Origin of the sequence: Saccharothrix sp. NPDC042600 (assembly GCF_040647305.1) — a bacterium.
GTDB classification, from domain to species: Bacteria; Actinomycetota; Actinomycetes; order Mycobacteriales; family Pseudonocardiaceae; genus Actinosynnema; species Actinosynnema mutabilis.
In genome coordinates this window covers 1-20,550 of record NZ_JBEZBW010000033.1, presented here as the reverse complement: position 1 = coordinate 20,550, position 20,550 = coordinate 1, and the positions used below count along the sequence as shown (strand labels likewise).

The 20,550-nt window shown below is 73.1% G+C and carries 21 protein-coding genes; 15 read left to right on the top strand and 6 right to left on the bottom strand.

Going from position 1 to position 20,550, the window contains the following annotated elements:
- Nucleotides 1-3: 3 nt before the first annotated feature.
- On the bottom strand, nucleotides 4-519 hold the full coding sequence (locus AB0A74_RS20895) for a TrmH family RNA methyltransferase (protein WP_358251651.1): 516 nt from the start codon (nucleotides 517-519) through the stop codon (nucleotides 4-6).
- A gap of 163 nt (nucleotides 520-682) precedes the next feature.
- On the opposite strand from AB0A74_RS20895, the gene AB0A74_RS20890 reads away from it, so the two are divergent.
- The gene (locus tag AB0A74_RS20890; RefSeq protein WP_358251649.1) at nucleotides 683-1,570 is read left to right on the top strand and encodes a hypothetical protein; all 888 of its coding nucleotides are present in this window, start codon (nucleotides 683-685) and stop codon (nucleotides 1,568-1,570) included.
- Nucleotides 1,571-1,573: 3 nt separating this feature from the next.
- Here the strand turns inward: AB0A74_RS20890 and AB0A74_RS20885 are convergent, their stop codons facing one another.
- Nucleotides 1,574-3,277, bottom strand: a complete 1,704-nt coding sequence (locus AB0A74_RS20885) for a BTAD domain-containing putative transcriptional regulator (RefSeq protein WP_358251647.1) — start codon at nucleotides 3,275-3,277, stop codon at nucleotides 1,574-1,576.
- 96 nt (nucleotides 3,278-3,373) lie between these two features.
- Here AB0A74_RS20885 and AB0A74_RS20880 point away from each other — a divergent pair, with 96 nt between their 5' ends.
- From AB0A74_RS20880 to katG, 4 genes are all read left to right on the top strand, one after another.
- Nucleotides 3,374-3,622, top strand: coding sequence for a DUF4242 domain-containing protein (locus AB0A74_RS20880; RefSeq protein ID WP_358251645.1), 249 nt, complete (start codon nucleotides 3,374-3,376; stop codon nucleotides 3,620-3,622).
- Between the two features lie 5 nt (nucleotides 3,623-3,627).
- The gene (locus tag AB0A74_RS20875; protein ID WP_358251643.1) at nucleotides 3,628-3,984 is read left to right on the top strand and encodes a cupin domain-containing protein; all 357 of its coding nucleotides are present in this window, start codon (nucleotides 3,628-3,630) and stop codon (nucleotides 3,982-3,984) included.
- A 278-nt stretch (nucleotides 3,985-4,262) separates the two neighbouring features.
- Entirely contained in the window at nucleotides 4,263-4,691 is a 429-nt protein-coding gene (locus AB0A74_RS20870; RefSeq protein ID WP_343933287.1) for a Fur family transcriptional regulator, read from the top strand.
- 20 nt (nucleotides 4,692-4,711) lie between these two features.
- Entirely contained in the window at nucleotides 4,712-6,946 is a 2,235-nt protein-coding gene (gene katG, locus AB0A74_RS20865; RefSeq protein WP_358251641.1) for a catalase/peroxidase HPI, read from the top strand.
- Between the two features lie 49 nt (nucleotides 6,947-6,995).
- Here katG and AB0A74_RS20860 read toward each other — a convergent pair whose 3' ends face one another.
- On the bottom strand, nucleotides 6,996-10,196 hold the full coding sequence (locus tag AB0A74_RS20860; RefSeq protein WP_358251639.1) for a GH92 family glycosyl hydrolase: 3,201 nt from the start codon (nucleotides 10,194-10,196) through the stop codon (nucleotides 6,996-6,998).
- A gap of 296 nt (nucleotides 10,197-10,492) precedes the next feature.
- Here AB0A74_RS20860 and AB0A74_RS20855 point away from each other — a divergent pair, with 296 nt between their 5' ends.
- The 4 genes from AB0A74_RS20855 to AB0A74_RS20840 are packed head-to-tail and all read left to right on the top strand — an operon-like array spanning nucleotide 10,493 to nucleotide 13,896.
- The gene (locus tag AB0A74_RS20855; protein WP_358251637.1) at nucleotides 10,493-10,897 is read left to right on the top strand and encodes a GntR family transcriptional regulator; all 405 of its coding nucleotides are present in this window, start codon (nucleotides 10,493-10,495) and stop codon (nucleotides 10,895-10,897) included.
- Nucleotides 10,894-11,775 carry an ABC transporter ATP-binding protein gene (locus AB0A74_RS20850; protein ID WP_358251636.1) on the top strand — a complete coding sequence of 294 codons (882 nt, stop codon included), beginning with the start codon at nucleotides 10,894-10,896 and terminating at the stop codon, nucleotides 11,773-11,775. The genes AB0A74_RS20855 and AB0A74_RS20850 overlap by 4 nt, the downstream gene beginning before the upstream one ends.
- Nucleotides 11,772-12,755, top strand: a complete 984-nt coding sequence (locus AB0A74_RS20845; protein WP_358251634.1) for an ABC transporter permease subunit — start codon at nucleotides 11,772-11,774, stop codon at nucleotides 12,753-12,755. The genes AB0A74_RS20850 and AB0A74_RS20845 overlap by 4 nt, the downstream gene beginning before the upstream one ends.
- A gap of 22 nt (nucleotides 12,756-12,777) precedes the next feature.
- Complete coding sequence (locus AB0A74_RS20840; protein ID WP_358251632.1) at nucleotides 12,778-13,896, top strand: alpha/beta hydrolase; 1,119 nt, start codon at nucleotides 12,778-12,780, stop codon at nucleotides 13,894-13,896.
- A 16-nt stretch (nucleotides 13,897-13,912) separates the two neighbouring features.
- On the opposite strand, the gene AB0A74_RS20835 is transcribed toward AB0A74_RS20840, so the two are convergent.
- Both AB0A74_RS20835 and AB0A74_RS20830 read right to left on the bottom strand, forming a co-directional pair.
- Complete coding sequence (locus AB0A74_RS20835; RefSeq protein ID WP_358251630.1) at nucleotides 13,913-14,692, bottom strand: MOSC N-terminal beta barrel domain-containing protein; 780 nt, start codon at nucleotides 14,690-14,692, stop codon at nucleotides 13,913-13,915.
- A 40-nt stretch (nucleotides 14,693-14,732) separates the two neighbouring features.
- The gene (locus AB0A74_RS20830) at nucleotides 14,733-15,737 is read right to left on the bottom strand and encodes a DUF6528 family protein (protein WP_358251629.1); all 1,005 of its coding nucleotides are present in this window, start codon (nucleotides 15,735-15,737) and stop codon (nucleotides 14,733-14,735) included.
- A gap of 138 nt (nucleotides 15,738-15,875) precedes the next feature.
- On the opposite strand from AB0A74_RS20830, the gene AB0A74_RS20825 reads away from it, so the two are divergent.
- Together AB0A74_RS20825 and AB0A74_RS20820 are read left to right on the top strand one after the other, a co-directional pair.
- Complete coding sequence (locus tag AB0A74_RS20825) at nucleotides 15,876-16,991, top strand: hypothetical protein (protein ID WP_358251627.1); 1,116 nt, start codon at nucleotides 15,876-15,878, stop codon at nucleotides 16,989-16,991.
- A 36-nt stretch (nucleotides 16,992-17,027) separates the two neighbouring features.
- Nucleotides 17,028-17,450 (top strand): SAM-dependent methyltransferase, encoded by a 423-nt coding sequence (locus AB0A74_RS20820; protein ID WP_358251626.1) that lies wholly within the window; start codon nucleotides 17,028-17,030, stop codon nucleotides 17,448-17,450.
- Here AB0A74_RS20820 and AB0A74_RS20815 read toward each other — a convergent pair.
- Nucleotides 17,447-18,043 (bottom strand): TetR/AcrR family transcriptional regulator, encoded by a 597-nt coding sequence (locus AB0A74_RS20815; protein WP_358251625.1) that lies wholly within the window; start codon nucleotides 18,041-18,043, stop codon nucleotides 17,447-17,449. The genes AB0A74_RS20820 and AB0A74_RS20815 overlap by 4 nt on opposite strands.
- A gap of 79 nt (nucleotides 18,044-18,122) precedes the next feature.
- Between AB0A74_RS20815 and AB0A74_RS20810 the strand changes: the two genes are divergently transcribed.
- The 4 genes from AB0A74_RS20810 (at nucleotide 18,123) to AB0A74_RS20795 (ending at nucleotide 20,434) form a co-directional block, all read left to right on the top strand.
- Nucleotides 18,123-18,335, top strand: a complete 213-nt coding sequence (locus AB0A74_RS20810; RefSeq protein ID WP_358251624.1) for a hypothetical protein — start codon at nucleotides 18,123-18,125, stop codon at nucleotides 18,333-18,335.
- 194 nt (nucleotides 18,336-18,529) lie between these two features.
- The gene (locus AB0A74_RS20805) at nucleotides 18,530-19,399 is read left to right on the top strand and encodes a hypothetical protein (protein WP_358251622.1); all 870 of its coding nucleotides are present in this window, start codon (nucleotides 18,530-18,532) and stop codon (nucleotides 19,397-19,399) included.
- Nucleotides 19,386-19,847, top strand: a complete 462-nt coding sequence (locus AB0A74_RS20800) for a phage holin family protein (RefSeq protein WP_358251621.1) — start codon at nucleotides 19,386-19,388, stop codon at nucleotides 19,845-19,847. Before AB0A74_RS20805 ends, AB0A74_RS20800 begins: the two co-directional genes overlap by 14 nt.
- A complete protein-coding gene (locus AB0A74_RS20795; protein WP_358251619.1) occupies nucleotides 19,823-20,434 on the top strand; it encodes a DUF3618 domain-containing protein in 612 nt (203 codons plus the stop codon). The genes AB0A74_RS20800 and AB0A74_RS20795 overlap by 25 nt, the downstream gene beginning before the upstream one ends.
- Nucleotides 20,435-20,550 lie beyond the last annotated feature (116 nt).

Sequence of the window (20,550 nt, the reverse complement as noted above, 5' to 3'; positions counted from 1 at the left end):
CGCTCACAGCAGACCGGCGAGCTTGTAGAGCACCAGCGACCCGGCGACGGCGACGTTGAGCGTGGTGCCGTGGCCGACCATCGGGATCTCCACGGCCCGGTCGAGCAGGTCCAGCGCCTCCGGCGGGATGCCGTGCCGCTCGTGCCCCAGCACGGCCACGGTCGGCTCGCGCGCGGGCGGCAGGTCGGCCAGCCGCACCGCCCCCTCGGCCAGTTCGACGCCGACGACCCGGACGCCCTCCGCGCGCCGGCGGGCCAGCCAGCGCACCGGGTCGCCGGTGAAGTGCACGCACGTGCGGCGGCGCAGGGTGTTGCCGCGGGCGAGGGCTTCGGGGACCCACGGCAGGCGCGGCACGGCCAGGCACGCGCCGACCGCGTCGCACGTGCGCAGCAGCGTGCCCAGGTTCTCGCCGTGCATCGGCCACAACGGCGCGGCCACCAGGTGGCCCCAACAGGAGTGAGCACGGCGGCGGCGTGCGGCCCGCAGGTCCTCGCGGGTGCGCACGCGGATCGCGCTCATGGCGTGCGGGAGCGAGCCTCCCGCCGCGGAACAAGGGATTCCATCGGTGACGGACGCTTCGCGGCGCGCCCGGAGCCATCGACGTGGGACTGTGGAGCACACCTTACAACGCCGTCCTTGACAGCGGGCGGATACTCGCATGGTCTAGACCAAAGGAGTCGCCGTGACCCGCATCCTGGACCTGGACCGCGACGCCCTCGCCGCCCTGCGCGGCCGGCACCTGACCGCCGCCGTCGCCGCGAGCGAGGGCCGCACGATGGTCGCCGAGGTCTTCGCCGACCGCGCCGCCCTGGCGTTCGCCCCCACCGGCCCGGCCGTGCACAACCTGGAGCTGATGGCCGCCTTCGGCGCGGACGTGCTCATCCTGAACATGATCGACCGCGTCTGGGACGGCGAGCGCTTCCACTTCCCCGGCCTGGGCACCGTCCCCGACCTCGCCGCGCTGGCCGACCGCGTCGGCAGGCCCATCGGCGTCAACCTGGAACCCGGCGACGTGCCCCGCCTGCGCCGCGCGACCCCGGAGTCCGCGCGCCGGCTCACCGACTCGGGCGCGGCCCTGATCACGCTGACCGCGAACCCGAGCACCGACGGCACGTTCGACGGCCTGACCCGCGCCACCAGCGCCCTGCGCGCCGCGCTGGACCCGGACACCGCCCTGTGGACGGGCAAGATGCACCACGCCGGCCACCGGGAGCGCGTCACCACCGCCCGGCTCACCGCCCTGGTGGACGCCGGCGCGGACGGCGTGATCATCCCGCTGCCGGGCACGCTCCCCGGCGTCACCCGGGAGGCCGCCGCCGAGTCCGTGGCGGCGGTGCAGGAAGCGGGGGCGGTCGTGATGGGCGCGATCGGCACCAGCCAGGAGGGCGCGCACACCACGGTCGTGCCCCAACTGGCGTTGAACGCCAAGGAGATCGGCGTGGACGCCCACCACATCGGCGACTGCTTCCTGCCGGGCATGGGCGACCCGGAACTCCTCTACGCCTACTCGGTGGCCGTCCGGGGCCGCCGCCACACGTGGACCAGGATGGCGCTGAACGGCCGCCGCTGAGACTCACGCGTCCGCGGCGGCCCGGCACCGGTGGGCCTCCCACGGCCGCCCCAACAGCGCGAACTGGTCGGCGGCCTCCAGGAACAACGCCGCCGCCTGGCTCGCCTGCCCGGCCGCCCGCCGCAGTTCCGCCCGCACCTCCCACAGCGCCGCCGTCCACGGCCCGCCCTGCCACAGCCCGCCGATCCGCTCCGCCTCGGCCAGGTGCCGCCGCGCCCGCCCCGGGTCGTTCGCCCGCGCGCAGGCCCGCGCCGCCTCCGTCCGGAACCCCATCGAGCACGGGTCGCACACGTGCTCCGACGCGAGCAGCCGCTCCCCTTCCCGCACGGCGCTCAACGCGTCCACCACGCCGCCCGCCGCCAGCACGCGCAACCCGTGCACGCGGATCACCAGGTGCGAACGGATGCCCGACGCCCGCGCCAGCGGCATCGCCCGGTCCAGCAACGCCACCGCCGCCATCCGGTCGCCCCGCCGGACCCGCGCTTCGGCCGCCCGTTCCAGCGCGATGCTCTGCGCCGACGCGCTCCCCGTCGCCTCGGCCGCCACCAACGACCGGGACAGTTGCGCCGCCGCGCCGTCGAGGTCGCCCGAGAGGAGCGCGAACTCGCCCAGCAGCAGGTGCGCCAACGCCCGGCCGCCGGTCGAGCCGGCCGCGGTGGCGATGGCCAGCAGGTCCCGCCCGAACGCCTCCGCGCCCTCGTGCCCCTCCGGGCCGTAGAGGTAGAACTCCTGGAAGCACAGGTGGGCGTCGAACACGGCCGTCTCCAGCTCGGTCGAGCGGCGCACCGAGTCGACGAACTCGCGCCGGAACTGCTCGTGCCACGTCCCGCGCGCGTAGGCGACCAGGGCCAGCAGGGTGGACGCCTCCCCCAGCTCGTGCCCGAGGCCGGCGTCCAGCGCGAGGGCCCGCGCCCGCCTGGCCAGCCGTTCGGCCTCGGCGAGGTTGCGGCGTCCCCAGGCGACCAGCCCGTTGGCCAGCGTGACGGCCGCGGTCTGCGCGACCGACGGCGGGTCGGCGCCCTCGGCCAGGGCCGACTCGTACAGGGCGACGGTCTCCGCGTCCGGTCCCACGCCGATGCGTTCGCGCAGCGCCCGGCGCAGGAGTTCGAACTGCCGCAACGCCTCCCGCCGCCGGCCGGCCGCCAGGTGCCGCCGCATCAACGCCCGGTGCGCCTCCTCGTCGGTCTCGTCCAGCTCCAGCAACCGCGTCCAGTCGCCCGCCGCGCGCAGCAACGCCAGGTACCGGGTGCGGACCTTCGTGCGCCGCTCCTCCGCCCACCACTCGTAGCGGTCCTCGGGCAGGAGGTCGCCGCCGTAGAGGGCCGCCGCCGCGGCGCACGTCGAGGCGTCGCCGGAGGCCAGCGCGGCGTCGGCGGCACGGTCGAACCGCTCCAGGTCGCAGTCCAGGACCGCCCCCGGCCACAGGGTCAGCACGTGGCCGGTGACGTCGATCGCCTCCGGGCCGCCCAGCGCGCGGCGGGCGTAGTGGACGGCCTTGCGGAGGTTCGCGCCCGCGGCGTCGGCGGGCAGTTCCGGCCACAGCGAGGCCATCGCCTGTTCCCGGTGCATCCGGTGCCCGGCCTCGATCGCCAGGAGCTTCACCAGGTCGGCGGCTCGCCTGCTGCGCCAGGCGTCGGTGGGGACGGGCCTGCCGTCCACCGCGACGCCGAACCCGCCGAGCACGCGCACCCGGCAGGTGGCCTGCATGGCGACACCGTACGCCCGGACCGGCGGGAACGCTCGGGGAACGCCGCGCGGCCTAGCGTCGCCCCGCACGCGACCGACAACCCCGAGGAGGGCGCGATGCTGTTCATGGACGTGCACAACCACCTGCCCGAGGGCGCGACCGCCAGGGACGTGGCCGAGGCGCACGCCGCCGACGTGCGCACGCAGGACCAGTACGGCGTGAAGTACCTGAACTACTGGGTGGACGACCACGCCGGCAAGGTGTTCTGCCTGGTGGAGGCCCCGGACGCGGAGGCCGCGCACCGGGTGCACCGGGAGGCCCACGGCCTGGTGGCCGACGAGATCTACCCGGTCACGCAGGGGTGAGCGCGATGAGCACCCTGGCGGCCAAGAGCCTGCGATCCCCCGAAGAGACCCGCCGGTTCCCGCACGGCCACATCGACCTGGTCACCCTCGGCGGCACGACCGCCGGCCGGGCCGAGTTCGAACCGGGGTGGCGCTGGTCGACCGACGTCAAGCCGATCGCCGGCACCGAGTCCTGCCAGTCCCTGCACACCGGCTACGTGCTGTCGGGCCGGATGCGGGTGCGCATGGACGACGGCACCGAGGCCGAAGCCGGGCCGGGCGACGCGGTCCTGATCGAGCCCGGTCACGACGCGTGGGTCGTCGGCGACGAGAAGTGCGTGATGCTGGACTTCACCGGCCTGACGACCTACGCCAAGCAGTAGGTCCCCCGAGAAGCCCCCGGCCCGCGCGCCGGGGGCTTCACCGCAGGCTCGCGGCGGGGCGGGGCCGGGCCGCGCCGGCAACGGGCTCGGTGGGTTCGGCCGCATCCGCAGTCCTCACCGGCCCATCGGCGAACGCCGCACCGCCCATCGTGATCGTTGATCACCGCAGGTGGCGGCGGGTGGCCGGAAGCTGCCGGCACGCCGGACGCAACCGCTGTTCAGGCAGGGTTCACCGAGCCAAACTTGATTGATTCCAGAAAATCCGCAAGACTGCCGCCGTGCCCACGGCCTCCGAGTTCGAGCAGATGCTGCGCCGCGCCTCGCTGCGCGTCACGAGCCCCCGGATGGCCGTGCTGTCCGCGGTGCACGAGCATCCCCACGCCGACACCGACTCGATCATCGGCGTCGTCCGGGACCGGCTCGGCACGGTGTCCCACCAAGCCGTCTACGACGTGCTCAAAGCCCTGACCACCGCCGGCCTGCTGCGACGCATCGAGCCGCCGGGTTCCGTCGCCCGCTACGAGGCGCGCGTCGGCGACAACCACCACCACGTCGTGTGCCGGTCCTGCGGGGTGATCGCCGACGTCGACTGCGCCATCGGCCACGCGCCCTGCCTGACCGCGTCCGACGACCACGGCTTCTCGATCGACGAGGCCGAGGTCGTCTACTGGGGCACCTGTCCCGCCTGCAAGTCCGCAACCGCCTGAATTCCCCCGAAGGGATGCCCGTGTCCGACACCCCGAACGCCGTCATCGGAGAGTTGAACGAGGAGGGCGCCGCCGGCTGCCCCGTCTCCGCCGGTCGCTTCAACCACCCGACTGAGGGCGGCAGCAACCGCGACTGGTGGCCGAACCAGCTCAACCTGAAGATCCTGCGCAAGCACCCGGTGGTCGCGAACCCCATGGGCGGGGAGTTCGACTACGCCGCGGAGTTCCTCAGCCTGGACCTCGACGCCCTGGCCAAGGACGTCGACGAGGTGCTGACGACCTCGAAGGACTGGTGGCCCGCCGACTTCGGCCACTACGGGCCGTTCATGATCCGCATGGCGTGGCACAGCGCGGGCACCTACCGCGTGCACGACGGCCGCGGCGGCGCGGGCGCGGGCATGCAGCGCTTCGCCCCGCTCAACAGCTGGCCGGACAACGGCAACCTGGACAAGGCCCGCCGCCTGCTGTGGCCGGTCAAGAAGAAGTACGGCCGCAAGATCTCGTGGGCCGACCTGATGATCTTCACGGGCAACCGCGCCCTGGAGACCATGGGCTTCACCACCTTCGGCTTCGCCGGTGGCCGCGCGGACGTGTGGGAGCCCGACGAGGACGTGTACTGGGGCCCGGAGCGCACCTGGCTGGGCGACGAGCGCTACTCCGGCGACCGCAACCTGGAGAACCCGCTCGCCGCGGTCCAGATGGGCCTGATCTACGTCAACCCCGAGGGCCCCAACGGCAACCCGGACCCGCTGGCCGCCGCCCGCGACATCCGCGAGACCTTCGGCCGCATGGCGATGAACGACGAGGAGACCGTCGCGCTGATCGCCGGCGGCCACACCTTCGGCAAGACCCACGGCGCGGCCGACCCGAACCAGCACGTCGGCCCCGAGCCCGAGGGCGCGCCGCTGGAGGAGCAGGGCCTGGGCTGGAAGAACACCTTCGGCTCGGGCAAGGGCCGCGACACCATCACCAGCGGCCTTGAGGTCACCTGGACGCCGACCCCGGCGCAGTGGAGCAACTGGTTCTTCCACAACCTGTTCGAGTACGACTGGGAGCTGACCAAGAGCCCGGCCGGCGCCCACCAGTGGACCCCGAAGGGCGGCAAAGCCCGCAACACCGTGCCCGACCCCGAGGACGGCAAGCTCAACCGCACGCCGGGCATGCTCACCACCGACCTGGCGCTGCGCTTCGACCCGGTGTACGAGCAGATCTCCCGCCGGTTCTACGAGAACCCCGACCAGTTCGCGGACGCGTTCGCCCGCGCCTGGTTCAAGCTCACCCACCGCGACATGGGCCCGATCCAGCGCTACCTGGGCCCGCTGGTGCCGCAGGAGGAGCTGATCTGGCAGGACCGCGTCCCGGCCGTGGACCACGAGCTGGTCGACGCCGCCGACGTGGCCGCGCTCAAGCAGCAGATCCTGGCCACCGGCCTGACCGCGGCTCAGCTGGTCACCACCGCGTGGGCGTCGGCCTCGACCTTCCGCGGCAGCGACAAGCGCGGTGGCGCGAACGGCGCCCGCGTCCGCCTGGAGCCGCAGCGCGGCTGGGAGGTCAACGAGCCCGAGGCGCTGTCGATCGTGCTGCGCGCGCTGGAAGGCGTGCAGGAGACCTTCAACAGCGCGCAGACCGGCGGCAAGCGGGTCTCGCTGGCCGACCTCATCGTGCTCGGCGGTGTCGCGGCGGTCGAGCAGGCCGCGAGCGCCGCGGGTGTGCCGGTCACCGTGCCGTTCACCCCGGGCCGCACCGACGCCACCCAGGAGCAGACCGACGCGGACTCGTTCGCGGCGATGGAGCCGACCGCGGACGGCTTCCGCAACTACCTGGGCAAGGGCAACCGCCTGCCGGCGGAGTTCCTGCTGGTGGACAAGGCGAACCTGCTCACGCTGAGCGCGCCGGAGATGACCGTGCTGGTCGGCGGCCTGCGCGTGCTGGGCGCCAACCACAAGCGCTCGGAGCTGGGCGTCCTGACCGGCACGCCGGGGTCGCTGACCAACGACTTCTTCGTGAACCTGCTGGACATGGAGACCGAGTGGACGCCGACCTCCCGTGAGGCGGAGGTCTTCGAGGGCCGCGACCGCGCCACCGGCGAGGTCAAGTGGACCGGCAGCCGGGTGGACCTGGTGTTCGGCTCGAACTCCGAGCTGCGCGCGGTGGCCGAGGTCTACGCCTCCGACGACGCGAAGGAGAAGTTCGTCCACGACTTCGTGGCGGCGTGGGCGAAGGTCATGGACCTGGACCGCTTCGACGTGGCGTGACCCCGCGCGGACCCCGGGTCGGCTCGGCCGGCCCGGGGTCCGCCGTCGCTCAGGCGAGGGTGATCGCGTAGACCTCCACGCGGGGGTCGGCGGGCAGTGTCAACGAACGCACGGTCTTGGCCGGGTCGAGGGCCGCGGCCAGGCCGAACAGCCGCACCGGCGGGCCGTCCACGCCCCGGCCGGCCTTGATGCGGTGCGGCATGCCCAGGACCACCGTCGCGCCCGACCCCGCCCAGTCCCCCACGGTGATCGGCAGCTCCGCCGTCGTGCCGTCGGTGTAGCGGACGGCGACCGCGGTGGTGACCGGGCCGTTGTGCGACGCCGCCACCAGGTTCAGCGTCCGGTGCCGCCCGGTGGGCAGCAGCACGGCCTGGCCGCGCGCCTCCACGAAGTTGGCCGCCGTCCCGGTCGGGTCCGGCGCCAGGTAGGTCACCCCGCCCCAGGTCACCGGCCCGGTGGGCAGCAGCGCGGCGTCGTAGCTCCAGCCCTGGCCGTCGAAGTCGCCGGACGCGGGGGCCTCGACGGTGGCCGTGCCGTCGTGGTTCAGCTCGCGCGTCAGGTCGACCGCGCACGGGTCGCCGACGCAGCTCGCCGCCGGCCGCACCTCGACGGTCCCGGTCCTGGTGACCGTGTTCGGCCCGCGCACGACCACCTCGACCGGGTACGTGCCGACCGGGGTCCCGGCGGGCACGGTCACCGTCAACGGCACCGTCCGCTGCACGGGCAGCCGGCCCGACACCAGCACCATCGGCTGGACCCGACCCACCTGCCAGCCCGCCGGAACCGTCGCCTCGACCGACACCACCACCGCGCCCGGCGACTGCGCCAGGACGTCCAGGGGGAACGTCACCGCCTGCGCGGTGTCCGAGGTCGGCAGGACCGCCGCGCTCTGGCGCAGCGACGCGTCGAGGTGCCGCCGGCTGTCCGGCCGCGCCCGGTTGACCGACGGCGGCTCGGCGCCCCGGCCGGTCCCCCACGACGACGGTTCGGTGCCCAGCCGGTGCGCCAACGTGCCGCCGCGCGCCACGTCGTCCCAGTCCAGCCAGGTGCGGCGGACGTCCCGGCCGTTCAACGACACGCTCCGCACGTACCGGGTGGCGTCGGACGCGCCCGGCGCGGTGATCCTCAACGCCCGCCCGTGTCCGGTGTGGACGGTCGCGCCCGGGAACTGCGGGCTGGACAGCGCCAGGAAGTCGCCGCCGCTCATCGTCGGGTACAGGCCCAGCGAGGAGAACACGTACCAGGCCGACATCGTGCCCAGGTCGTCGTTGCCGGTCATGCCGTCCGGGCCGGTGGTGAACAACGTCATCGCGGCGCGCACGACCGTCGCGGTCTTCGCCGGTGTGCCCGTGGACAGGTAGAAGTACGGCGCGAGCAGGTCCGGTTCGTTGTTCGGGTTGTAGGTGGGCTTGCCGTAGTAGTCGTACGGGTGGGTGATCCAGTCTTCCCGGACGGTGCGCGCAGGGTCGGCCAGCAGCTTGTCGTAGGCGAAGAACGCGTCCAGCCGGCGTTCGGTCGCCGCCCGGCCGCCCATCAGCTCGACCAGGCCGTCGGGGTCCTGCGGGACCAGCCACTGGTACTGGAACGCGCCGCCCTCGTGGAACTGGTGCGCCGCGTCGACCGGGTTGTACGGCGACAGCCACGTGCCCTCGACGGTCCGGGGCCGGAAGTGCTCGCCGTCCCACAGGTTGCGGTACCACTGGCCGCGCTGCTCGAACAGGCGGGCGTCGGCGTCGTGGCCGAGCCCGCGCGCCATCACCGCCAGCGCGGCGTCCGCCGCCGCGTACTCCAGCGTCGCCGAGGCCGGGTGGACGCAGTCGTTGTCGCCGCCCTTGTGCCGGCAGTCGGCGCCGAGCTTGAGCCCCGACGGGATGTAGCCGCGCTGCGCGTAGTGCTCGACGCCGGACCGGCCGTTGTACGGGGAGTCGGCGGGCGGGACGGTCGTGGCGTTGCGCTTGAGCAGGTCGTAGGCCTCCTGCTCGTGGCCGTCGAGCAGGCCCCGCGACCAGGCCTCGACCAGGAACGGCGTCACCGGGTCGCCGGTCATGATGTTGGTCTCGCTGTTGGCCAGCGCCCAGCGCGGCAGCCAGCCGCCGTCGCGCCCGGCCGCCACGACCGACAGGGCGACGTCCCGCGCGACTTGGGGTTCGAGCAGTTCCAGGAGTTGGTTCTGCGGGCGGTAGGTGTCCCACAGCGACAGGTTCTGGTAGGGCGTGAAGCCCTGTGCCACATGGGTTTGGCCGTCGAAGCCCGCGTAACGGCCGTCCACGTCGCCGGCGAGGTTCGGGTGCAGCAGCGAGTGGTAGAGCGCGGTGTAGAAGGCGGTCCGGCGCTCGGGTGTGCCGCCCTCGATCTCGACCTGGTTCAGGCGGTCCACCCACGCGCGGTGGGCCTGCGCGCGGACGGCGTCGAAGTCGTGCGAGTCGCCGGTCTCGGCCGCGAGGTTGCGGCGCGCGCCCTCGACGCCGGTGTAGGACAGGCCGACCTTGAGCACCACGTCCCGGTCGGCGGAGGCGTCGAACGTGACCCACGCGCCGTTGCCGCCCGTCCCGGCCGCGTCCGGGACGCCGGGTGACTTCGTGGCGCCTCGCCACGTGCCGAAGCTCGTGAAGGGCCGGTCGAAGCTCGCGGTGAAGTAGACGGTGTGCTCGTCCCGGCCCGCGCAGAACCGCCCGGCGCGGACGCGGCCCTCCAGCGTGCGGTCGCCGACGACGTGGACCTCCGAGTCCAGCACCTGTTGGTTGGCGCGGCCCGTGTTGAACAGGACGTTCGCCTGGCCGGCGGGGAAGGTGTAGCGCTGCCAGCCGGTGCGCGGGGTGGCGGTCAACTCGGCGTCCACGCCGTAGCGCTGGAGGCCCACGCGGTAGTAGCCCGGCGTCGCCTCCTCGTCGTCGTGGGAGTAGCGGGAGCGGTAGCCGGAGATGTCAACGTTGTCCACCGGGCCGGTCGTGGGCATGACGGGCAGTTCGCCCGCGACGCCGCAGCCGACGCCGGACAGGTGCGTCTGGCTGAACCCGTGGATGGAGTCCTGCAGGTAGTCGTACCCGCCCTGGCCGCCGGTGTCGGGGCTGACCTGGACCATGCCGAACGGTGTGCTCGCGCCCGGGAAGGTGTTGCCGAAGTTCTGCGTGCCGATGAACGGGTTGACCAGGGTCGTCGGGTCGGTCGCGGGTTCGCCGCGCGCCGGCTGGACGGGGACGAGCAGGGCCAGGGCGAGCAGGGTGGTCGTGCCTCGGCGGAGGAGTCGCATCGGCAGGGGCCTCCTTGGCTGACAACGTTGTCACAGCACTGCGCTCCCTTGACCTTGGCGCATGCGCGCGCCGGCGTCCAGTCGCGGCGGGGGTGGCGACCGGCGGGGGTGGCGGCAGCGGCGGGCGGCGGCGGGCGGCGGCGGCGGCGGGCGGTGGCGTTCGCGGCGGCGGCGTTGGGTTGCGGCGGCCGGGGTCCACGGGTGGCCGGCGTTCCGTCGCGGCGGCCGGCGACCTCTTGCCATGAACTGGTGGCGGGGCGGTCGTCATTTTCCTATAGTCCTAGGAAGCTAGATAAATGGAGGTGACCGTGATCCAGTTCCACCTGGACGCCAGGTCCGGCCTGTCGCCCTACCAGCAGCTGGTCCAGCAGGTGCGGCACGCGCTGCGGCTCGGGCTGGTCCGGGAGGGCGACCAGCTGCCCAAGGTCAAGGACGTCGTCGCGGCCCTCGCGATCAACCCGAACACCGTGCTCAAGGCCTACCGGGAGCTGGAGCACGCCGGGCTGGTCGCCGCCCGGCCGGGCATCGGGACGTTCGTGACCGCGTCCTCGACCGGCGTGCCGCTCGCGACGCTCGCCCCGCTGCGCCAGGACCTGCGCCGCTGGCTGGCCAAGGCGCGCCGCGCCGGGCTGGACGACGAGAGCATCGAGGCGCTGTTCGCCGCCACGTTTCGCACCGAAGCCGGAGAGGACATAGCGTGACCGCCTTGCGGGCCCAGGGCCTGGGCAAGAAGTACAAGCGCACGTGGGCGTTGACCCGCTGCTCGCTGGAGATCCCCGCCGGGCACGTGACCGGCCTGGTCGGCCCCAACGGCGCGGGCAAGTCGACGCTGCTCAACCTGGCGTCGGGGATGCTCGAACCCACCACCGGCACGATCGAGGTGTGCGGGGGCGTGCCGGGCAGCGGGCCCGCGCAGTTGGCCAAGGTCGGGTACGTCGCCCAGAACACGCCGGTCTACGCGCACCTGACCGTCGAGGAGCACCTGCGGCTGGGCGCGCACCTCAACCCGTCGTGGGACGCCGGCCTGGCGCGGCGGCGGGTCGAGCGGATCGGGCTGGACCCCGGGAAGGCGGCGGGCAGGCTGTCCGGCGGCCAGCGCGCCCAGTTGGCGCTCACCCTCGGCATCGCCAAGCGCCCCGAACTGCTCCTGCTGGACGAGCCGGTCGCCGCGCTGGACCCGTTGGCGCGCAGGGAGTTCCTCAAGGACCTGATGGAGTCCGTCGCCGAGCACGGGCTGTCGGTGGTGATGTCCTCCCACCTGGTCGCCGACCTGGAACGGGTGTGCGACCACCTGGTGGTCCTGGTCGAGTCCCGGGTCCGGCTGGTCGGTGACGTCGAGGACCTGCTCGCCTCCCACCACCGCCTGACCGGTCCCCGCCGGGACGTGGCCACCATGCCGGCCGACCAGCACGTGGTGTCCGCCGAGCACACCGACCGCCAGACCACGGTCGTCGTGCGCACCGAGGGCCCGATCCTCGACCCGGCGTGGGCGGTGGGCGGGTTGAGCCTCGAAGACCTGGTCCTGGAGTACATGAGCAACCCGGGCGAGGTCCGGCCCGCGCTGGAGGTCCTGCGATGACGTGGTTGGCGTGGCGGCAGTTGCGGGTGCCGGCGCTGTCGGTGTGGGCGGGGTTGGCGGCCATCGGGGTGGTCCTGGCGATCACCGGCCCGAAGCTGGTCGGCCGCACGAACTTCACCGACGTGGACGTGCTGTTCACCGGCACGCTGATCGCGGTGTACGCGCTGCCGGTGGTGATCGGCGTGTTCTGGGGCGCGCCGATGGTGACCCGCGAGTTGGAGACCGGCACGCACAACCTGGTGTGGAACCAGAGCGTCACCCGGACGCGGTGGCTGGCGACGAAGTTCGGCGTCGGCGTGCCGGTGGCGGTGGTGTCGGCCGGGTTGCTCAGCTTCGCGGTCACGTGGTGGGCCGCGCCGATCGACGCGTACGCCGAGAAGGAGAACGACCAGCTCGCGCGGATCATGCCCGAGGTGTTCGCCGCGCGCGGGGTCGCGCCGGTCGGGTACGCGCTGTTCGCGCTCGTGCTCGGGGTGGCGGTCGGGATCGTCGTGCGCCGGACCGTGGCCGCGATGGCGTTGACGCTGGTGCTGTTCGCGGCGGTGCAGGTGGCGGTGCCGCTCCTGGTGCGCCCGCACCTGCTGCCCGCGACGGACGAGTCGGTCGCGATCACGGCGTCGAACATCCGGCAGATCACCGGCAACGAGTCCGGCGTGCTGGAGTCGCTGACCGTGGCCGCGCCCAGCGACGCGTGGGTGTTGACCAACGAGACCGTGGACGCGGGTGGCACGCCGGTGCACCCGTTGCCCGAGCCGGTCCACCAGTGCCTGCCCAAGCCGGGGTCGGGCGACGCCTTCCCGGAGCGCGGCGCGATCGGCCGGTGCATGTCCCGGTTGACCGAGCTGGGCTACCGGCAGCACCTGGTGTACCTGCCGGGCAGCAGGTTCTGGCCGCTCCAGTGGGTGGAGCTGGGCCTGTTCGTCGTGTTGTCGGCGCTGTCGGGCTGGTTCTGCTTCCGCCGGCTGCGCCACCTGTCCTGACGGTTCGAACGAGAGGAAACCCATGCGCGCCACCATCGTCGCCGCCGCGGTCGTCCTGGCCGTGACCGCGCTGCCCGCTTTCGCCCAAGCCGACCCGGGCCCGCCCACCGGCCCCATGGTGTTACCCGCGCCGACCGGCGCACTGCCCGTGGGCAGCAAGACCCTCCACCTGAAGGACCTGTCGCGCGCCGACCCGTGGGTGCCGACGGAACGCCGCGAGCTGATGGTGAACCTGTTCTACCCGGCACTGCCGGGCACCGGTCCGCGCACGCGGTACATGACGCCGGCGGAGTCCGAGGCGATGCTCGCCGAAGGCGGGTTGACCGACCTGCCCCCGGACTTCCTGGCCGCGACCGGCACCCACTCGACGGTGGACGCCCGCCCGTTGCCCCGGCCGCACGGCCGTCCCCTGGTGGTCCTGTCCCCCGGCTACACCAAGCCCCGGGCGACCCTCACCGCCCTGGCCGAGGACCTGGCCGCCCACGGTTACGCGGTGGCCGTGGTGGGTCACACCTACGAGAACTACGGCACCAGCTTCCCGGACGGCCGCTTCGCCGGCTGCGTCTCGTGCGAGATCGACCACGAGCCGGGGTTCTGGGTGAAGCTGGCCGAAGGCCGGGCCGCCGACGCTTCCTTCGTCATCGACGAACTGCTCAAGCGCCCGGGTTTCGTGGACCCGAGCCGGATCGCCATGGGCGGCCACTCGGCGGGCGGCGGCAGCACCCTGACCGCCATGCTCGCCGACCCGCGCATCAAGGCGGGCTTCGACATCGACGGCCGCATCTACACGTCGTTGCGGGACACGACTTTCACGCGCCCGTTCCTGTTCCTGGGCGCGTACCCGCCGGACCTGCCGATCCCGCCGTGCACGAGCCACCCGTGGGAGGAGGACTTCCCGAAGCTGTCCGGCTGGAAGCGCTGGCTGTCGGTCACCGGCGCGAAGCACGCGTCGTTCACCGACGTGGGCCTGTTCGCCGACCACCTGGGCGTGGACATCGGCGCGACCATCACGGGCGCCCGCACCCAGTCCATCACCCGCACGTACGTGACGGCTTTCCTCGACACCCACCTCCGAAACCGCCACCGCCCGATCCTGGACGCCTCTTCGGACCGCTACCCGGAGATCACCTTCTGCGGCTGATCGTCAGGCGGCACCGTCACCGCCACTCGGTGACCGTGACGGTGTCGCCCACCGCGATCTCGCCCGGGGTCAGCACCGCCGCCTTCAGGCCGAAGCTCACGCCGTCCGGTTCGCGTCGGTACTCGGCCAGGGTGCGCAACGGTTCCGGGCCGACGCGGACGCCGGTCGGCTGGTCCACCAGGGTGACCGCGCACCGGATCGCCAGTTCGCCGAACCCGACCTCGACGCCGCCGACCGCCATCCGCCCCACCCGGTCCTCGGTGTGCGGCTCCGGCCAGCCGCTGATCACCACGTTGGGCCGGAACCGTTCCATCGGCACGGGATTGCCCCCGCGCGCCGCGATCCGCGCGTTCAGACCCTCCAACGACGACACCGACAGGACGTGCAACGCGGTCGGGTCGTCCTCGTCCCGTGTCCCCACCGGTTCCCGCACCAGCCGAACGGGTCGTTCGAGCACGTCCGACAGCCACTCCGCCGCCCGGTCGCCCTGGTCGATCCCGGACCCGGGCCACTTGTCCACCCGCGCCGGCACCGTCGGCCCGTCCGTCACCACTTCCAGGACCACCTCGCCGGCGCCGGGTGCGCTCAGGGTCAGCTTCGCGCCCTCGTCCAGCACGTGGCACCGCACCACGGCCAGCCGCGGCGTCTCGCCCTGCCAGAGACCGCCCCCGTCCGCCCCGACCACGGCGAACAACCGGTCGTGCGCCAACCCGGACGGGCCGACCTCGACCCGCTCCACCTCAACCCCGGCACATCCCTTCACCGGGTACACCGTCAGCGCGGAAACCGTTGCCATGCGGCCAAAGTACTCGACACCGCACGGCAACGGCCACCACTCAGTAGTACCCCCAGACGACCGGCCGCGCCTTGTAGAAGCAGCTGCCCTTCCTGGTCTTCGACGGCAGCTCACGCCCGTTGACGTCGAACATCGACACCGTCGGCGTCTGGAAGTCGCGCGGGCACTGGCCCTTGTTGGTGTCCTGCGGGCGGGTCTGCACCATGGTTCCGTCGTTCTGGTTGCCGACCGCCTTCACCCGCACGCCGTCGCGGCTGTCGGTCAACCGTTGCGGCGACTTGGTGTGGTTGTACTTGTCGAACCGGTAGACGTGGTGGGTGTTGGTGATCCACATCTCGTGCGAGCCCGACCGGTGGACCGTCGCGAGGTCGTGACCGTGCCCGACCGGCTCGCTCACGCCGCCCGCCCAGAACTTCGTGATCCTGGGCGAGGCCTCCTTCAGGGAGTTCTCGCGGATGTCGTACTGCCGCAGCGAGCCGTACCCGAGCGCCCACAGGCGCGCGTCGTTGTAGACCACGCCGTGCGCGCCGAGGAAATCGATCTTCTGGGTGTACCTGCTCGTCTTGCGGTCGGTGGCGGGGAAGAAGTACAGCGCCCCGCCCCTGCCCGTCCGGCCGTCGCCGCTGCCCGCCACCACGATCTGACCGTCGCGCAGCAGCTCGATCGAGTGCGCGTTGGCGCCGCGCGGGACCGTGGAACTCCAGATCACCTTCCTGCTCCGCTCGCCGATCACCGCGACGCCGCCGGCCCCGGCCGACACCAGCACGACCCTCCGCCCCTTCGGGTCGGTGCGCACCTTCGCGTCGGTGATACCGGCCCACTCCGGGCGGTCCGGCGGCACCCAGGACCACACCTCGGCCGAACGCGAGTTCCAGTCGGCGTCCTGCCGGAGGATGGACACCTTCTGCCCCCGGACGCCGCCGGTGCCCTGGTCGGCGACGACGACCTGGTTGCCCGCCGCCTCCTCCTGGGCGGCGGCGGGCAACGCGAAGACCAGACCGACGATCTGCGCGAGCGCCAACGGTGCCATGACGTGTTTTCGCATCGTTCCCCCTTGTGCGACTCCGGCCCGATCAGCCGGGTGACCAGCATGGCCGCCGCGCCTGGGAGGAATCTGGGACGGCGATTCGAGATTTCCCCCAGTTCCCCCTGCGACGGTGGCCGGCGACAGAAGGGGGAAGCCATGAGGAACACCGCGCTGTGCGGGCTGGTCGCCGCGGTGCTGGCCGCGTCGGTCGGCACCGGCACGGCCACCGCCGCACCGCTCGCCGCACCGGAGAAGATCGACGGCATCGACCTCACCGTGGACCTGACGAGCCTCGCGGGCAGGGTCACCGCGCTGGAGAACCGGCTCAAGGGCCACCACGTCCCGTTCAAGGACATCGCCACGCGGTTGACCACCCGGGCGTGCGACGGCCCCGGCGAGATCGCCGCCGGGCAGCACCTCCCGTCCGACGCCGAGAAGCGTTGCTGGTCCGGCTCCGACACCGACAACGCCTGGAAGCCGCAGGGGATCACGAGCACGGCGGACGCGTCGCCGACGAACTCCTACGACGGCCGGCAGGCGCTGGCCGTCACCTCGTACCGGCAAGTGGGCGGGAAGCAGCAGGCACGGGTCTCCTTGCTGCCCAACTTCGCGCACGAGGGCTACAAGCACATCTCGTTGCGGGAGCCCACCGGTCGCTTCGGCACGCTGGTGGACTGCCACGCGGGCGGCGCGGTGTGGTACGGCCACCACCTGCTCGTCGCGTGCACCGGGCAGATCAAGGTGTTCGACTGGCGCAAGGTCTACAAGACCGACCGGAACGCGCCCAACGCCGGCGCCACGCTGTTCATGCTGCAAGTGGGCAAGATCGAGGACACCAAGCGCGTGCGGTTCTCCTCCATCGCGCTGGACCGGTCGGTCACGCCGAACCTGCTCGTGACCTCGGAGTACACCGACGGCCGGTGCGGGGCCGGCACGTGCCGCGTCTTCCTCAACCAGATCCCCGACGGGCTCGGCACCACGACCCTGAAGGCCCACGACGCCTACCGCATGCCGTTCAGGATGCAAGGCGCGGTCAGCCGGGGTGACCAGCTGTGGACGTCCACCAGCGCCGGGCGGCGCAACCCGGGACGGCTGCACTCCTGGCTCGTCGGCGGTCCGACGCCGAAGGAACACCGGCAGTGGACCGTCGGTTCGGAGAGCGTCTCCTACTGGAACCGGGGCAACGGCACCGGCGTGCTGCTCACCGTGACCGAGCACGAGGACAGGCGGATCATCGCGGCGGTCGAGTCCACCCACTACCCGTACCGTTGACCGGACGTTCCCCGGTCGCGAGGAGTTGACCAGCACATGACCACGCTTTCGCCGCGGCTCGCCGCCATCGTCGACGCCCTGCCCCTGCGGCCGGGGATGCGGGTGTTGGAGATCGGCGGAGCGCCGGGGGCCGCGGCGAAGGCGGTGTGCGAGCGCATCGCGCCCGGTGGTCACGTCCTCGTCATCGACCGCTCGGCCAAGGGCGTCGCCCTGGTCGAGCGCAACGCCGCCGCCGAGATCGCCGCCGGGCTGCTCGGCGTCCGGCACGTGGCCGCCGAGGACTTCGCGCTCGAACCCGGCGAACCGCCGTTCGACCTGGCCTTCGCCGTCCGGGTGGGCGCGCTCGACGGCCGCCACCCCGAAGCCGGGGTCCTCGCCCGGGAACGGATCCGCGCGGCACTCGTGCCCGGCGGTCGGCTCCTGATCGACGGCGGCGACCCGCTGCGCGAGATCGACTAGGCGCGCAGCGTGGCGGTTCGGCGGCGGAGGGTGGTGAGGGCCGAGGCGCGGGTGTGCCGGCCCAGCAGGACTTGGACGGTCAGGCCGTCGGTGAGGGTGATGAGCGCGTCCGCCTCGCTCTCGACGTCGAGGCCGGGGTTGAGCTGCCCGTTGTCCCGGCCCGTCCGGAGCAGGAGGACGAGGAGGTCGGTCAGCCCGGCGTAGTGGCCGCGCTGGACGGCGGCCAGGGTCGGGTCCACGGCGGAGTGCGCGGTGAAGGCCAACCAGACGCGGGCGTCGAGCAGGTCCTCGTCGTCCACGGTCAGCATGGCGGTCAGCGTCTCCTCCAGCATCGTCACGACCGAGCCCGGTTCCGGCGACCCGGCGATCCGCGCGCGGGCGCGCTCGGTGACCCGCTGGTTCACGTGTTCCTGCGCGAACACCAGCATCTGCTCCTTGGTGCGGAAACACCGCTGCACCGCCCCCAGCGACACGTCGGCGCGGGCCGCCACGTCACGCAGGGTCGCCGCCTCCAGCCCGCCGTGTCCGATCAGTTCGCAGGCCGCTTGGGCGATGCGGCGACGCCGGCTCTCGTGGTCCACCTGCCTGGGCATGGCGACAGCGTACCGATGCGTCCGTATCGGATCGTGCTAGCGTTGCGATACAGGTGTATCGAAACGAAGGGGGTTCGTCATGACGGCGCTGTGGGTGCTGGGCGGGGTGCTGTTCGTCCAAGGGTTCGGTTCCGCGGTCACGGAAGCGCTCTGGCACACGAGTTTCGGGGTGTCCGCGCTGTTGCGGGCGGCCGGAGCGCCCCCGTGGTCGGACTTCGTGGTGGGCGCGCTCGGCGTGGCGCTGCTCGCCTGGGCACTGGTCCGCACCCGGCGGGAACCCGCTCGTCGCTGAACCTTCCGCGGCGTCACTCGTGCGCGTGCTCGTCGACGCGGAATGTGGTTGAGCGCCGCCCGCACCGTCCATACCCACCGATCGACCGGTGAAACACCATGTGTGCCAATGGTTTTCCTGCGCGGAAGTCGATTGGGACCACCGGTGCTCGGGTAGCTCTCGCACACGACAACCGCACTGCTGAGGAGCCACAAGTGACCGAGAACAGCAAGGGTGCGGTCCCCGGGACCGCTGAGCAGCAGGAGGTGGCCCGGCACGCGCAGCAGGCCGCCGGCGACGTGGTCACCACCGGCCGGGAGCAGGCCAAGATGGTCGTCGGGGAGACCGCCGACCAGGTCAAGAGCGCCGTGCAGGACATGCGCACGCGGGTCGCCGACCAGGCCGAGAACCAGGCTCGACGGGTCGCGCAGCAGCTCACGCGCATCGCCGACGAGCTCGGCGGCATGGCCGACAACCAGTCGTCGGACTCCATGACGGCCCCGCTGATCCGCCAGGTCGCCGACACCAGCCGCCAGGCCGCCGACTTCCTGGACAACCGCGGCGCGCACGGCCTGCTCGACTCGGTGCAGGGCTACGCCCGCCGCAAGCCGGGCACGTTCCTGCTCGGCGCGGCGGTGGCCGGGTTCCTGGTCGGGCGGGTCGCCAAGACCGCGTCCGGCGGGTCCGACGGCCGCCAGTCCTCGACGCCGGAGGTGACGGCGCCCGCGCCGCGCAGCGGGGACCAGCCGATGAGCCCGACGCCCACCGCGGTCGGCGCGGGCAGGGGCTTCGAGTCCGGCGGCACGGGTGCGGCCGGCATGGGCTACCCCGGCGGCCAGTCCGGCGCGGGACACCCCGGCCAGCCGGAGTACTCCGGGCAGCCGGGTTACTCCGGGCAGCCGGGTTATTCGGGACAGCCGGGCTACTCGGGCCAGCCGGGGCACGCCGGGCAGTCCGGCATGGGCTACCCCGGCCAGTCCGGTGTGGACGACCCCGTGAGCGGGCGTCCGGGACCGTCCGGGATGGGCTACCCGGGTCAGTCGGGCGTCGACCGGACCGGGGGTGGGCCGCATGTCGACCGCTGAGGGCAGCGTGACCGGCCAGACCGGCGCGCCGATCGGCCAGGCGCCCCAACCGCGCGCGTCCACCGAGGACGACAACGCCACCATCGGGCAGCTCGTCGGCGACCTGACGCAGGACCTGTCCCGCCTCCTGCGCCAGGAGCTCGAACTGGCCAAGGCGGAGATCCGGCAGGAGGCGACGAAGGCGGGCAAGGCGACCGGGATGCTCGCCGCCGCCGGGTTCGCCGGGTACATGACCGCCGTGCTGCTCAGCCTCGCCGCCGTGTTCGGCCTGGCCTACCTCATCGGCCTGGGCTGGGCGGCGCTCGTCGTCGCCGTGCTGTGGGGCATCGCGGGCGCGGTCCTGTACTCCGCCGGCCGCACGCGGCTCCGGACGGTCTCGCCCAAGCCGGAACGCACCATCGAGACGCTCAAGGAGGACGCGGCATGGCTCCGACACCCGACCAGCTGAAGAACGACATCGAGCGGACGCGCGCCGAGCTGGTGGCCGACGCCAACCGGCTGGTCGACCACACCAGCCCCAAGCGCGTGGCGCAGCGGCGCGTGCGCGGCGTCCGCCACCGCCTGACCCGCATGAGGGAGACCGTCATGGGCACCGCCTCCGACACCACGTCCACCGCCCAGCACCAGGCGCGGGACGCCGCGCACGCCGTGGCCGACCGGGCGCAGCAGGCCGCCGAGGCCGTGCAGGACGCTCCGCGCCAGGCGATGCGGCAGACGCAGGGCAACCCGGTGGCGGCGGGCGTCATCGCCTTCGGCGCCGGCCTGCTCGCGGCCACCCTCATCCCCCGCACCCGCGTCGAGGAACAGGCCGTCCGACAACTCGGCGAGACCGCGGGCGGACTCGCCCAACCGGTCAAGGAGAGCGCCGTCGAGTCCATGCAGGCGCTCAAGGACGAGGCCCGCGAGATCGCGACCGGCGCCGCCGGCGAGATCAAGGAAACCGCCTCGCAGGCCGCCTCCACGACCGCGCAGCACGCCAAGCAGGAGGCCCAGGGCGTGGCCGACCACGCCCGCGAGACCCGCAGCGGCTCCTGAGCCCGCCGCGCTGACGGCCGGGGGGGGCCCCCGCACCTCCCGGGCGCCGACCCGCCCGCACGCCACCAGGCCCGAGTAGCACACCCCGGGGGGGGCCCGGGGGGCGGGGGAGGTGG

What these genes read in the sequence shown, in the direction of transcription:
- AB0A74_RS20895 (WP_358251651.1), bottom strand. Translation starts at nt 519, where the DNA reads ATGAGCGCGATCCGCGTGCGCACCCGCGAGGACCTGCGGGCCGCACGC.
- AB0A74_RS20885 (WP_358251647.1), bottom strand. Translation starts at nt 3,277, where the DNA reads ATGCAGGCCACCTGCCGGGTGCGCGTGCTCGGCGGGTTCGGCGTCGCG.
- AB0A74_RS20880 (WP_358251645.1), top strand. Translation starts at nt 3,374, where the DNA reads ATGCTGTTCATGGACGTGCACAACCACCTGCCCGAGGGCGCGACCGCC.
- AB0A74_RS20875 (WP_358251643.1), top strand. Translation starts at nt 3,628, where the DNA reads ATGAGCACCCTGGCGGCCAAGAGCCTGCGATCCCCCGAAGAGACCCGC.
- AB0A74_RS20860 (WP_358251639.1), bottom strand. Translation starts at nt 10,196, where the DNA reads ATGCGACTCCTCCGCCGAGGCACGACCACCCTGCTCGCCCTGGCCCTG.
- AB0A74_RS20855 (WP_358251637.1), top strand. Translation starts at nt 10,493, where the DNA reads ATGGAGGTGACCGTGATCCAGTTCCACCTGGACGCCAGGTCCGGCCTG.
- AB0A74_RS20845 (WP_358251634.1), top strand. Translation starts at nt 11,772, where the DNA reads ATGACGTGGTTGGCGTGGCGGCAGTTGCGGGTGCCGGCGCTGTCGGTG.
- AB0A74_RS20840 (WP_358251632.1), top strand. Translation starts at nt 12,778, where the DNA reads ATGCGCGCCACCATCGTCGCCGCCGCGGTCGTCCTGGCCGTGACCGCG.
- AB0A74_RS20835 (WP_358251630.1), bottom strand. Translation starts at nt 14,692, where the DNA reads ATGGCAACGGTTTCCGCGCTGACGGTGTACCCGGTGAAGGGATGTGCC.
- AB0A74_RS20830 (WP_358251629.1), bottom strand. Translation starts at nt 15,737, where the DNA reads ATGCGAAAACACGTCATGGCACCGTTGGCGCTCGCGCAGATCGTCGGT.
- AB0A74_RS20825 (WP_358251627.1), top strand. Translation starts at nt 15,876, where the DNA reads ATGAGGAACACCGCGCTGTGCGGGCTGGTCGCCGCGGTGCTGGCCGCG.
- AB0A74_RS20820 (WP_358251626.1), top strand. Translation starts at nt 17,028, where the DNA reads ATGACCACGCTTTCGCCGCGGCTCGCCGCCATCGTCGACGCCCTGCCC.
- AB0A74_RS20815 (WP_358251625.1), bottom strand. Translation starts at nt 18,043, where the DNA reads ATGCCCAGGCAGGTGGACCACGAGAGCCGGCGTCGCCGCATCGCCCAA.
- AB0A74_RS20810 (WP_358251624.1), top strand. Translation starts at nt 18,123, where the DNA reads ATGACGGCGCTGTGGGTGCTGGGCGGGGTGCTGTTCGTCCAAGGGTTC.
- AB0A74_RS20800 (WP_358251621.1), top strand. Translation starts at nt 19,386, where the DNA reads ATGTCGACCGCTGAGGGCAGCGTGACCGGCCAGACCGGCGCGCCGATC.
- AB0A74_RS20795 (WP_358251619.1), top strand. Translation starts at nt 19,823, where the DNA reads ATGGCTCCGACACCCGACCAGCTGAAGAACGACATCGAGCGGACGCGC.